At 62.3% G+C, this 12,756-nt stretch carries 12 protein-coding genes; 5 read left to right on the plus strand and 7 right to left on the minus strand.

The features are described from left to right. Window positions 1-4 precede the first annotated feature (4 nt). Window positions 5-1,468, plus strand: a complete 1,464-nt coding sequence (locus H0B43_RS22300; RefSeq protein WP_185725960.1) for a pyruvate, phosphate dikinase — start codon at window positions 5-7, stop codon at window positions 1,466-1,468. Window positions 1,469-1,690: 222 nt separating this feature from the next. Beyond that, on the plus strand, window positions 1,691-2,059 hold the full coding sequence (locus H0B43_RS22305; protein WP_185725959.1) for a hypothetical protein: 369 nt from the start codon (window positions 1,691-1,693) through the stop codon (window positions 2,057-2,059). Here the strand turns inward: H0B43_RS22305 and H0B43_RS22310 are convergent. Next, window positions 2,056-3,120: an IS630 family transposase gene (locus H0B43_RS22310; protein WP_185725958.1), complete on the minus strand. Its 1,065-nt coding sequence runs from the start codon at window positions 3,118-3,120 to the stop codon at window positions 2,056-2,058. The genes H0B43_RS22305 and H0B43_RS22310 overlap by 4 nt on opposite strands. 151 nt (window positions 3,121-3,271) lie before the next feature. Next, window positions 3,272-4,288: a hypothetical protein gene (locus H0B43_RS22315; RefSeq protein ID WP_252189727.1), complete on the minus strand. Its 1,017-nt coding sequence runs from the start codon at window positions 4,286-4,288 to the stop codon at window positions 3,272-3,274. 537 nt (window positions 4,289-4,825) lie between these two features. On the opposite strand from H0B43_RS22315, the gene H0B43_RS22320 reads away from it, so the two are divergent. Next, complete coding sequence (locus H0B43_RS22320; RefSeq protein WP_252189726.1) at window positions 4,826-6,352, plus strand: PEP-utilizing enzyme; 1,527 nt, start codon at window positions 4,826-4,828, stop codon at window positions 6,350-6,352. A gap of 178 nt (window positions 6,353-6,530) precedes the next feature. Here the strand turns inward: H0B43_RS22320 and H0B43_RS22325 are convergent, their stop codons facing one another. The 5 genes from H0B43_RS22325 to H0B43_RS22345 form a co-directional block, all read right to left on the minus strand. Continuing rightward, window positions 6,531-7,838 (minus strand): cytochrome P450, encoded by a 1,308-nt coding sequence (locus H0B43_RS22325; protein WP_312033672.1) that lies wholly within the window; start codon window positions 7,836-7,838, stop codon window positions 6,531-6,533. A gap of 88 nt (window positions 7,839-7,926) precedes the next feature. Beyond that, on the minus strand, window positions 7,927-8,880 hold the full coding sequence (locus tag H0B43_RS22330) for a PDR/VanB family oxidoreductase (RefSeq protein WP_185725956.1): 954 nt from the start codon (window positions 8,878-8,880) through the stop codon (window positions 7,927-7,929). Between the two features lie 5 nt (window positions 8,881-8,885). Then, window positions 8,886-9,782, minus strand: a complete 897-nt coding sequence (locus H0B43_RS22335; RefSeq protein WP_185725955.1) for a TIGR03619 family F420-dependent LLM class oxidoreductase — start codon at window positions 9,780-9,782, stop codon at window positions 8,886-8,888. After that, entirely contained in the window at window positions 9,779-10,243 is a 465-nt protein-coding gene (locus H0B43_RS22340; protein ID WP_185725954.1) for a nuclear transport factor 2 family protein, read from the minus strand. Before H0B43_RS22340 ends, H0B43_RS22335 begins: the two co-directional genes overlap by 4 nt. Window positions 10,244-10,267: 24 nt before the next feature. Further along, on the minus strand, window positions 10,268-10,699 hold the full coding sequence (locus tag H0B43_RS22345; protein ID WP_185725953.1) for a limonene-1,2-epoxide hydrolase family protein: 432 nt from the start codon (window positions 10,697-10,699) through the stop codon (window positions 10,268-10,270). A 97-nt stretch (window positions 10,700-10,796) separates the two neighbouring features. On the opposite strand from H0B43_RS22345, the gene H0B43_RS22350 reads away from it, so the two are divergent. Both H0B43_RS22350 and H0B43_RS22355 read left to right on the plus strand, forming a co-directional pair. Continuing rightward, on the plus strand, window positions 10,797-12,155 hold the full coding sequence (locus H0B43_RS22350) for an NAD(P)/FAD-dependent oxidoreductase (protein ID WP_185725952.1): 1,359 nt from the start codon (window positions 10,797-10,799) through the stop codon (window positions 12,153-12,155). Between the two features lie 122 nt (window positions 12,156-12,277). Beyond that, a complete protein-coding gene (locus H0B43_RS22355) occupies window positions 12,278-12,718 on the plus strand; it encodes a limonene-1,2-epoxide hydrolase family protein (RefSeq protein ID WP_185725951.1) in 441 nt (146 codons plus the stop codon). The last annotated feature ends 38 nt before the right edge of the window (window positions 12,719-12,756 follow it).

The following is a 12,756-nucleotide window of genomic DNA, read 5'->3' on the forward strand; positions in this document are numbered from 1 at the left end:
AAAGATGACGGTCTTGCGCCTGGGGCAGTGCCCGGATGCGGAGCGCGAGCTCATCGGAGGAAAAGCGTTCAGCATCAATTCGATGCTCAACCTCGGACTCCCAGTGCCCCCCGCGTTTGTTCTGGGAACCGATGAATGCGCACGGTATTACGCTTCCGACCGGAAGCTCGCCGATGATGTGCTGACGGAACTGAGACGGGGAATCGAATCTCTCGAGAGCACACTCGGGCGTACGTTCGGAGCTGCGCAGAAGCCGCTGCTCGTCTCCGTTCGATCCGGCGCGCCCCGCAGCATGCCGGGGATGATGGACACCGTTCTGAACCTCGGCATCAACGACGCCGTCGAGGCGGCTCTTCGCGACGAAACCGCCGACTCGGAATATGCGGCGGACACCCATCGTCGCTTCAAGGAGCAGTTCCGAAAGGTTGTCGGGAGTGACCCGTCGCCGGAGCCCTGGGAACAGCTCGAAGCCGCCGTCGCGGCCGTATTCAACTCCTGGCACTCGCCTCGCGCGGTGGCCTACCGCCGCCACCACGGCATCTCCGACGACGGGGGCACCGCGGTCACCGTGCAGGCCATGGTCTTCGGAAACCTGGACGATCATTCAGGGACGGGTGTGCTGTTCACCCGCGACCCCGTCACTGCTCAGTCCGCACCTTTCGGTGAATGGCTCCCCAAGGGGCAGGGTGAGGATGTCGTCTCCGGACGCTGCACGCCGCTCACTCTCGGCCACCTCGCCGGGTTCATGCCTGAGGTCCACAAGCAACTGATGGAGTCCGCGGCCCTTCTCGAACGCACATTCTGTGACGTTCAGGATATCGAGTTCACCGTTGAGTCCGGGCATCTGTGGTTGCTCCAAACTCGTTCCGCGAAACGCTCGGCGAGCGCCGCAGTGCACCATGCCGTCACGTTCGAAAAGGAAGGCATCGTCACTCCAGAGGGCGCACTGTCGATGATCAGCCCCGAGCAGTTGAGCGCGTTCCTCCGCCCTCATCTCGCGCCGACGGCACGCATCGGTGCCAAGCTACTGGCGCGGGGAGAAGTCGCGTGTCCCGGCGTGGTCAGCGGCCTGGTGGTCGGAACGGCAGACGAGGCGGAGGAGATGGCCGAACAAGGCATCGACGTCATCCTCGCTCGCCCGACGACCGATCCGGACGACGTCCACGGAATTCTCGCCGCCAAGGCGATCATTACCGAGATCGGAGGGGCCACCTCCCACGCGGCGGTGGTCAGTCGCGAATTCAACCGGGCATGCGTCGTCGGCTGTGGCGAGGGTTCGCTCATGGATCTGGTCGGCAAGAACGTCACCGTCGACGCCACGTCGGGTGAAATTCTCGACGGCGTCCTCGAAGTGGAGATTCCCTCGAAGGACACGCACCCCGATCTCCGCGTCGTCACCGAGTGGCTCGCGACAAGTGCAACGGGATGCGACAACCCGCTCAACAAGATCCTCGCGGCTGCCCATTAGTCACCATTCAGCGCAACGTAATTGGTGAGAGATGTGCCGCGTGTGGCCCCTCAGCGAGTTCGCTGAGGGGCCACACCCTATTCGTGATTCACGCGACGTTCGGGCTACCTCGGCGGACCGCCGAACCTTCACACATCTATACGAAAGGATGCGCGAATTGTCCTACTCATCTTTGTCATCCCCGTTGCAGTTGCCCGGCCGTCCATGGCAGAGGCATCTGAGGTGACCACAGGTCACAGCGACGGTTGCTTCGGTTGTGGCAGCGACAACCCGATCGGGCTCGGCCTCCGGTGTACCGCCGGTCCGGGGTTGTCGCTGCGCGCGTCGGTCGTACCGGCAGCGACGAATCTACGATGCATCGGCCCCGTACCGTTCGGGATCATCTCAGCGATTCTGGAGGAGGCCATGGGATTGCTGGGTGGGCTGGTGTCGACATCGATGAATGTCGAGCACCTTTCGATCGATTGCGACCATTTCCCCGATGCTGAGCAGGAACTCACCATCGAGGCCGCGATCGATGAGATCATCGGCGACCGCGTCCGCACCAGCGCGATCTTAAGATCTGCCGGTGGCGGTCTTTGCGACCGCTAGTGGCTCGTGATTGAAGTGTCTTGACGGTTCGCTTTGGTTAGTACTTGGTCGGCGGTCTTGGTCCAGACGAACGGCGCACAGCGGGTGTTCCATCCGTTGATGAAGGCACGGATCTTGGTGGTCAGATCCCTAACGGAACCGAAGGTTCCGCGGTGAATGGCTTGACGTTCGATGATCCCGAACCACACCTCCACCAGGTTCATCCACGATGCCGAGGTGGGTGTGAAATGCACATGGATACGGGGATGTTCGGCCAACCACGTGCGGACTTCGGCCTTCTTGTGAGTGGCGTAGTTGTCCATGACCAGATGCAACTCCCGTTCCGGGTAGGCGCGGGCGAGGTGTTTGAGGAAGACGAGGAACTCCTGATGACGGTGCCGCGGTTTGCACAGGCCGGTGACCTTTCCGGTGGCGATGTCGAGGGCGGCGAACAAGGTCGAGGTGCCGTGCCGGACATAGTCGTGGGTGCGCTTCTCGACCGAGCCGACGCGCATCGGAAGCATCGGCGCGGTCCGGTCCAGGGCCTGGATCTGCGACTTTTCGTCCACACAGAGCACGATCGCGTTGTCCGGTGGGTCCAAGTACAGCCCGACGATGTCGGTGACCTTGGCGACCAACTCTGGGTCCGTCGAGAATTTGAACGTCTCACTGCGCCAAGGCTTGACGCCGTATTCGCGCCACGCCGACGCGACCGTGGTGTTACTGATTTTCAACCGGTCGGCGAGCAACCGGCTGCTCCAATGTGTCACGCCGAGATTCTTTGGCGGCGGAGCCAGCGTCGCCGTCACGATGGCGGCGTGGTCGATCTCTCGGGGACGCCCGGAACGCTGTTCGTCCTCGAGGCCCGCGATTCCGAATCGCTCGTAACGCGAGCGCCACAAGATCACCGTCGGTCGCGATACCCCCACTGTCCGCGCGATCCGTGCGTTCGACTCTCCGTCGGCGGCCAGCACCATCATCCGCGCCCGCTGCGCCAAATCCGCGCGCACTGACTTCGACCGTGCCAACGCGGTCAACTCGTCCCGATCTCCGTCACGCAACATCAAAGGAGCAGCTCGCATGCCTTATTGTCGCAAACAAGACCGTCAAATTACTTACCCCACGCCGCACTAGAGGGACCTACGTAGCGTGCAGTCCCCGAGGGCGCTTCGCGCCTCGTGCGCCTTTCTGGTAGCTGGAACGACCAGAAAGGCGCACGGGCGGCGGAGCCGCCTACCGCGGCTGGCTGTTCTCCCGTGGTGAAGGAGCAGTTGCAGGAACGTAATTGGGTCGGAACGGATGGCGACCGAGCACCGTCTCGAGGATGAACGCAAACACCGCAACCCCCAACGCGATGGTCAACATTCCGAGCAGCTGTGTCGGCAGCCAGGGATAGTTGCCGTTGACTGCGATCCAGGAGGGCATTGCTATGAAACCGTATACGGCGGTCACGGACAGCGGAGTGATCAAAAGCATCGACACCGACTTCCAGCCACGCAGGCGCTCGCGGTACCGGTAGGCAATTGCGGCGGCCAGGAATACACCGACCGAGTTGCACGGGATCCACCACCACGGCAGTTGCGTGAGGATGATGAGCGGCTGATTCCCGTAGTAGTGGTAGACCCCCATATTCAGCAAGATCTCTTCGAATATCACCGAACTCGCCGCTGCGCCCGCCCACATCAACCAGATTGTCTTCGTACGCGGATTGCTCTCGAGAAGTTTGTAGATGAAGATCATGAAGGCGCCGTAGCCGAACCAGCCGGCAACGATCCACCACGGCATCTCCCGGCCGAGGATGGTGAAAGCATGGTTCGTCTCACTCCACGGGAAATAGACCGCGCCGATGACGTCGTAGAAGACCTCGGGGATGCAGATCATCGCCCCACTGAGCGCGAGCATCAAGGGCAGGAAGGAACCGGTCTTCCTGAGTTCGCGGATGCCGAGTCCGACCCCGATGAGCCCAGCCAAGGTCATGAAGGACGTCGCAATGATGTTGTTCATCGACATGTACGGGGTATCTTGCGGCGGAACCGGGATCTTGAAGACGGGATCCATCGTGAAGTCTGCGCTTCCGAGAACAGGGCCCTGCCGGAGCGCGGTGATGATGAGAGCCGCGGCGATTGCGAACACAACCGTAACGGCAATGATGATTTTGCTTCTTGGCGTGATGCCTTCCAGCGAGGATTGATCGGGGTTGATCTGCGGAGCGACTCGCTGGGAGCCCTCCTTGGACGGCGTGGAAACCATGTCTGCGCCTCTCTATGACGACAGCGAACTGTGGGCATCTGCCTTGACGTGGCAACTGATGCGTGGCAACGGCTGGGTGAGTCGTTGTTGCAAGACCAACCCTATGACACAGAACACATTAAAGTCTATAGATAGACTGTTGCAGATCCGATGGTCGGGCGGAGCGGGATGCGTCGATACCGGAGGCTTCACAGCCGCCGTCTCGTAGCGGTAGGGCCATCCCGGCGGCCCGACTACTCGCGAGGCGCTTCGCTCGGGGTCTCCAATTTTGCGTGACTGTCTATTGTCACATAGTCAATTGATAGAGTTTAATTGTGGTGTCCGTCACTTTGCGTAGCAGATCGCGCAGCGTCACGGTGCCGGAAGACCCCGGGTCGACGACCATTCCGGCCCACGTAAGGGTCGCCAGACTGCGCTCACGATGAGGAGAAATTCTTGTACACCACCGTCACCGACCCGATTCGCGGAACATCCGAACCTGATCGGTATTGGACCAGCACCAATCTGGGCGAAGCATGCCCTGAGGTGATGTCACCGATGTGCTGGAGCATTTGGGAGCGATCGGCGGAGCTGGGCTGGCTCTACTCGATGTACGCCTTCGGTGTGCTGCCGAAGAAGAAGGTCGTCGTCTCTCCCGACGTGAACGATCGCGGATTGTCATGCTTCTTCGGTAGGCAGGCACTCAATGTCGACGCGATCAAGGAGATCATGTCGGCACTACCGGGAGTCGACGCCGACGACTTCGAGCGCGACCTGATGGGCAGTGTGCGACCGGATGCGCCACGCTTCAACACGACCTACGCGCGCGTTCCCGTACTCATGTTCAAGGCGCCCTATGCGCTGCTGCGAACCGGCCCCCGGTTGAGGTCCTTGCACGACGAAATGTACGACTATTGGACCTCGGCAGTCTTCTCTCCGGCGGAATCGAAGTGCGAGCCGATCGAGGACCTCGTGAACGCGCGCGAGCGGTTCCAGCGCATCTTTTCGGTCCACTGTGTACTGCGATTCATGTTCCAGGGTGCACAGAGCGCGGTGGCACAGGCTGCTGCGAAGGCGGGTGATGCCGCACTTGCGGATCAACTTCTGTCGGGCGTCGGTGACGTCAACGAGACGAAGATGGCGGACGATCTGTGGCGGCTGGGCCAGGGCGACCTCACGGAGGCCGAGTTTCTCTCGACGTGGGGCTACCACGGACCGAACGAGGGAAATCCGTACACATCGGTGTGGCGCGAGAATCCCGGCCCGGTCCGCGCACTCGCGGCGTCCTACGCTCAGCGTGCGGAGCGGCCTGCCGAGCGAGCTGCACGCGCACAGGCGTCCGGGGCCGAGGCCGAACGCCGCCTTCTTGCTGCCACGCCGTCGGTACGACGTCCGGCGACGCGCTGGTTGCTGCGTCGGATGCGAAACATCATCCGCACCCTGCAGATCGGCAAGGCTGCGTATCTCATGGCGATTGACGCGGCCCGGTCGGCCGCTCGGACGTTTGGCGCTCAGCAAGTGGAGCGCGGCGTACTGGACCAGATCGATGACGTCTTCTTCTTCACGGTTGAAGAATGCCAGGAACTCGCCGCCGGACGGTTGCCGAATCCGCGAGAGATCGTCGATGTTCGACGCGCCACGCGGGCCGACTACAAAGCGATGGTGCTTCCGGTCGCCTTCCGGGGCATGCCGGAGCCTCTCGAAGCCGATGACCAGATCGACAGTGCCACTCTCACCGAGCTGTCCGGCGCCGCCAGTGGCGGCGGATGCGTGGAAGGCCGAGCGCGGGTGGTGGTCGACCCGGACCAGGAGGTCGAACTGGACGCGGGCGATGTCTTGGTCTGTCGGTTCACCGACCCCAGTTGGGCTCCCCTGATGGCACTGGCAGACGCGCTCGTGATCGATATCGGTGGTTCGGCAAGCCACGGTGCGGTCGTCGCACGAGAACTCGGAATTCCGTTCGTGATCGGAACGGAGAACGGAACACGAGTGATCCGGGACGGTGACCGGATTCGAGTCGATGGGACGGCCAACCTGGTGAGCGTGCTCGCGACGGCGAACCGCCCCGAAGCCGCGCCGGCATGAACAGACGACCACCGCCGGCGCCTGACGCTCCTCGGTGAAAGCCGATCCGCTCGGTCACGTGCTCGATCACGTGACCGAGCGGACTGCTGTCGATCATCAAAAATGCGATAGTACGAACTCCGCGATGGAGTTCGTACTATCGCATTTTTGGGTCGTTGCAGACCCGCGCGACGATCCGTCAGGCCGAGGTGGGCGTAAAGGTGACCGGCAGAGATTCGATGCCGTGTAACACGAAGCTGCGGTGGAAGGTCACGTCCTGGTCGGGGTCGGCCAGGGCGATGTTGTGGCACCGTTCCAGTAGCACGGCCAGTGCGGCCTTGGATTCCATCTTGGCCAGATTCATGCCCAGGCACGAATGTTCGCCGCGCCCGAATGTCAGGTGCCGTGCCCTCGTCTGGTCCAGGTCGAGATCGTCGGGCTCGCTGTAGACCGCGGGGTCACGGTTCGCGGAGCCAGTGACGAGGTAGATGAGGCTGTCGGCGGGAATATGTGTGCCTCCGACCTCTACGTCATCGACCGCAACCCTCCAGATGCCCTGGACGGGCGGTTCGAGACGAAGTACCTCGTCGAGGAAGTTCGTGATCTTGGAGGGATCCTCACGCAGAACGTCCTGCAGATGGGGATCCTTGGCCAGGGTCCACACGGCACTGGTCAGCAGGTTCGTGGTCGTCTCGTTTCCGGCGACCAGAAACTGGACCAGCATCTGGAGCAGTTCGGGCAGAGTCAGCGGTGCTTCACCGTCGAGTCGTGCGGCGAGCAGGTCGCTCAAGAGATCGTCGACCGGGTGCTCGCGTCGACGGTCGAGTTCCGCGGTGAAATAGTCGTAAAAGGCATCCACCTGGTCGAAGATCTCGATGATGGCATCAACGTCGTGGGAGAGTGCACCAACCCCACGTGTAAAGGCGTTCGACCAATCCTTGAAGGTCTTCATGTGTGACGGCGGGACACCGAGGAGCGTGGCAATCACCGTCATCGGAATCGGCATGCTGAAGGCTTCGACGATGTCGGTCCCGTCCGAGGCGAAGTTGTCGACGAGGCTGTTCGTCAACTCCTTCACCGCACCATCGAGTTCCGCCACCCGGCGAGGAGTGAATGCGGCGTTCACCAGTGAGCGTTGACGCTTGTGCAGGGGCGGGTCGGAAAACAGCAGAACACGTGATTTGCTGAGTTCCATCCTACGGGCCGCCTGTTGACGGGTGCGCTCCGGAATGTCGTCGTTGTGCAGGATCTGCTGGGCGATGCTGGACACCGAGCTCGGACCGCTGGCCATTCGATTCGAGAATCGGGTGACATCGCGCAGCACATCCAGGACATCCTCGTGTCGCGTCACGACCCAGGCGCCGAGCTGCTCGTTGTGGGTGACCGGTTCACTGTCCCGCTGCGCGGCGTACGCGCCGTAAGGACACCGTACGACGTCGGGGCGTAGTGCCAGCAGGTCGTCAAGTGTGGCGACTGGGCAGGTTGGGGTCTCCACTCGTTCTGTCACCGCAAACTCCTCATGCACGATTGATAGAATGTTGATCATTAGAGTATCTGACGATGTGCCGACCTGTCTACCACACGGACATCCCACGTCAGAGATCGAGGACGAGCTTTCGTCCCTTGCAGCGGCTCACGCAAATCATCATCACGTCGCTGGCTTCCTGCTCGTCGGGCGTCAGGTAGTCGTCGCGATGGTCGGGTTCACCCTCGAGTACCTTGGTCTCGCATTCCCCGCAGTAGCCTTCCTCGCACGAGAAGGGTTGATCGGGGAGCACGTTGCGTACCTCGTCGAGGATGTTGACACCCTCCGGAACGGTGAAGGTGACCCCGGTCCGGCGTAACTCCACTTCGAACGAGTCTCCGCTGGTGTCGACCGGGCCACTCGAGGAGAACCGTTCGAAGTGCAGGTCGCCCAAATGGTTGTGGGTGGTGTACTCCTTCGCGACGGCGTCGATCATCGGGCTGGGGCCACATGTGTAGACAACAGTTCCAGCGGGTGCATCAGCGAGAATGGCCGGCAGGTCGGGGTATCCGCGCTCTTCCTCGATCCACAGGTCTACCTGGTCTCCGAAAGAGATGAGGTTGTCGCGATACGCCATCGAACTCGCGCGGCGCCCACCGTAGACGAGCGACCACGTGGCGCCGGCTTTGCGGGCCTGTTCGATCATGGGAATGAGCGGCGTGATGCCGATCCCCCCGCCGATGAAGACGTACGACTCCGCCTCGACCAGATGAAAGTTGTTTCTCGGGAGGCGGATGCTCAGCTCGACGCCGGTCTGGGCGCCCTCGTGGAGTTCCTTCGATCCGCCACGGCCGTTCTCCTCACGCAGCACGGCGATCGTGTACTTCGACCGGTCATCCGTGTCGCCGCAGAGGGAATACTGGCGTGACAGGCCGGAAGGTAGATGCACTTCGATGTGTGCTCCCGGCTCCCAGACGGGTAAGGGATCTCCGTCCGGATGCGCGAACGATACTTCGATGACGTCGTCGGCGGCGACCGCCACGCTGATCACGCGGAGGGTCAGGCGTTCGATTGTGGTGATCATTGCGATCATCCCTTCGCTGCGTCAACAAGCGGCTCGAGCTTGCTGAGAACGTCGAGCCAGGCTGCTGATGTGGTGATTTCGGAACAGAAATTTGTCTCGACGATGACTCCGTCGAGGTCGGCGGCGGCACACTCCGCGACTCGGGTGGTCATCTCCTCGACGGACATCCTCTTGCCCGCGGTGGACTGCTGGGCGAGTCGATAGATCGCCCCCACCGGTGCCTTGCCGGCTGGGCGCACACTGTTGATGTCGTCGAGGATGGTTACGACCTTGCTGATCGGAATCGAACCGGGATTCCACAGATCGAAATCACGCGCGGTTCGAGCGAGGCCGGCCGCCGAGTACATACCCGACATGAATTGCGGAATCCGCGTGGGCTTCGGCTGCATGATTGCCGGGCCGATGTCGAAGAAGGTGCCGTGATACTCCACCGGGTCGTCACCCCAGAATGCGCGAAGTGCAGGAACGAAGTCGTCCATGCGCTTGCCGCGTGTTCGAGGGTCGACCCCGACCGCGCGGTGTTCCTCCTCGGACCACCCGACGCTCAGGCCGACGACAGACAGGCGACCGTTGCTGATTCGGTCGATGGTGGCCAAGCGGTTGGCGAGCTGTGCGGGCCAGTGATTTCCGCCGACGAGGATGCTGCTTCCCAACTGCATCCGTTCCGTCCAGGTGGCGACGGCGGCGAGCATCTCGGTGGGAGCCCACACCGAGCGATAGACATCGGGTTGATTGGCGGCGCTACCGCCGTAGTCGCCCGACTGATCCAGCGCGTACAGGAAGTGATCCTGTACCCAGAGACTGTCGAAGCCCATCTCATCGGCTTGTTGCACGAAGTCGCGAACCAGCGATGCCGACACGACCGGTCCGAGTTGAGGCAGGGTGAGGCCGATTGTCGTCACGAGGGGACTTCCTGCTTCGGGAGTTCGTGGCGCTCGATCCGAGTCAATCGGCTGCGGCAGATGCGCCAGCGCCCGTCGTCGCACCGGCGGTAGGTCTCGGTGTAGTGCCCCCACCCTTCGTGGGACACATATCCGCTGTCGGTGGGAGATTCGACTCGGTCGTACATCGGCCAGATGGCAGTGGCCGTCGAGTCGTCGGTGACGTCGATCTCGGGAACGTGTCCGTGATGCACCGAGTATCCCGTTTCGAAGTGCCGGGCAACGCTGGCGAGAAACTCTTGCTTTCCTCGGGGTGAGGACGTCGACTCCGCGAAATCGACCTGTAGGTCCTCGGTGAACAGGTCGGCGAACTCGTCCCAGAGTCGAAAATCGACGCAGCGGAAGTATCGGGCCTTGAGTCGGCGGATGTCTTCGATGGCTACGAGCCGGCGAACGGCCTGCTCGAGGGGGTCAACGGTCATTGTTCCGCTCCTGTGCGACGGTGTTCAGTGGTGGTGCAGCGGGAATCGCTCGCGGATGGGGGAGTCCGCGTTGTAGTCGGCGTAGCGAGCGATCTTTCCGTCCGCGACCACGAACGTGCCCATGATCGGGATTTCGATCGCCACGCCGCCGTCGGCGGTGTGCACGCGGTCGATCCGCTCCGTCAGCACGGTGTTGCCCCGGGATGCGATGTTGAGGAGTTCGGCGGTGCAGTACTCCATGTCGAGGGTGTCGTGCAGGGTTGTCAGGAAGTCCATGGCAGCCTGCTTGCCCTTGGTGGCGGGTGACCCGGTGTTCTCCCACGAGACTTCATCGGTCATCCATCGGTCGTAGCAATCACGCATGTGAGGCCACCCGCCCGGCCCCCAGTCATCGAGGAAGCCGACGACGGCCTTCTCGGCATCGTTTTGCGGTTCTGCGCCCGGGTGGATGATCACTCGATCCTCCTTGCTTTATGGTCCTTGTCACACCAGATACTCGCATGACAAACTATTGATCGTCAATGTAACTATCGTCGGTCGCGCGGGAGGCACAGTGAGTCTGGATTCGGTTGTCATTGCTGGGGGAGGCATCGCGGGCCTGCTGTCCGCCGCGGCCGTCAGCCCCCACGCGCAGCGGGTCACGATCGTCGAAAAGGACGATTTCCCTGCCGAACCAGTGCACCGACGCGGGGTGCCGCAGGGAAGGCAGGTCCACGCCCTGCTGGGTGCGGGTCAAGACGCGATGTCGGAACTGCTGCCCGGCATTGTGGATGATTTCGAGGCCGCAGGCGCCCGCATGGTCGACTCCCCGGCGGATCTTGCGGTCTTCGGTCGATTCGGCTGGGCCGGACGAGTGCGCAGTGGCACCCGGACGGTGATGATGCGTCGGCCGGTCCTCGAGCACGTGGTGCGCGCGAGGGTTCTGTCTCTCCTGAATGTCACTGTGCACAAGTCGGCGGCGACGGGGCTGTCGATGACCGCTGACCGGACGCGAGTAGTCGGATTTCGGCTGCTCGATGGCACGACCGCAGAAGGTGATCTCGTCATCGATGCCACCGGGCGGGTATCGAAGTCGATCGACTGGCTCGCCGATTTCGGATACGAAGCCCCGGAAGAGAAGGAAATGCGTTCGCGCATTGGCTATGCCACCGTCGAGGTGCGCCTGCCGGATGATGCCTTCGACGACGGGGTGGTGGGGGTGCTGGCGCATCCGCACCCCGGGAACTGTCGTGGTGCGGCCGTGGTACCCGCCGACAACGGGATCTATCTGATCGCCGGCCTCGGAATGATGAATCAGGATCCACCACGAGACCTCGATGGCTTCATGGCACACCTCGACGCCGCTCCGAGTCCGATAGTGGGGGGGATAGCTCGGAAGGCGGAGTTTCTCACCGACATCGTGACGTATCGAGTCCGCGGTAGCCGGCGCAGGATGTGGGAGGACCTCCGGCGGTCGCCGGACGGGTACCTGCTGATCGGCGACGCCGTGATGGCGTTCAACCCGCTGTACGGCCAGGGCATGTCGGTAGCCGCATGTGAGGCAGTTGCTCTGTCGCGCAGCGTGTCGGCGAACTCGTCGGCCTCCGGCCTGTCGCATCGGGCGCAGGCGGCGATGAAGGACGTCATCGACACCGTCTTCGCCATGGCGGTCTCCACCGACGGAGCGTACGAGGGTGCCGAACTCGTCGGCGTGCCGAGGCCGACCCCGGACGACATGAATGCGGGTGCCCTGCTGTCGCAGGTCGCGACCGAGGATCCGGAGGTGGCCCTTGCTGTCAAGCGGTATGCCCATCACTTCGATCGTGCCGATCTGCACAAGCCCTCGATCGCTGAAGCGCTACGGACCTGGCAGGCTGGTCGCCGCGAAGTCGTCCACAACAACCCACTGGTCATTCCCGGCATCATCGGTTGACCGCCTGGTGTCTGTCGCGCAACATGTTTGGCGGCCGAGTCTGAAATTCGATCTGTTACCCACGTCACTCGCCTGATAGTCTTTCCATGGAATATCTATTACACGATAGTTGGAGGACTGACATGGTGTCACCCAGCAACGACAAGGAACAATTCGTTCTCGACTTCTTCACGGGGATGGGACCTGACCTGGAGTCGTTCAAGAAGACCTATCGTGAAAGTCTCGCCGAAGATGTCGAATGGGAGAGCGTGGGGTTCGACCACCACCCCAACCTCGAGGACTCCCTGAAGTACCTCGACACGCTCGCCGAGCAGACGGGGATGGCGTACTGCGACATCAATGTGATCAACATCGGTTCGGCGGGGGACCTGGTCTTCACCGAGCGCGTCGACACGATGTACCGGAGCGACGGATCGAAGATCATGGACTTCCGTGTTGCGGGTGTTCTGGAGGTCCGGGACGGCAAGATTCATCGCTACACCGACTACCTGGACAGTCTCGGCACCGCGACCCAGCTGCAGTCGCTGGCTCAAGCGATGGGTCACGGAGCCGCCACGGCCTGATCTGCCTGCCGGTGCGGGGTCGGGGCGGGCCTACACCG

Origin of the sequence: Rhodococcus sp. 4CII (genome assembly GCF_014256275.1) — a bacterium.
Classification (GTDB): Bacteria; Actinomycetota; Actinomycetes; order Mycobacteriales; family Mycobacteriaceae; genus Rhodococcus_F; species Rhodococcus_F wratislaviensis_A.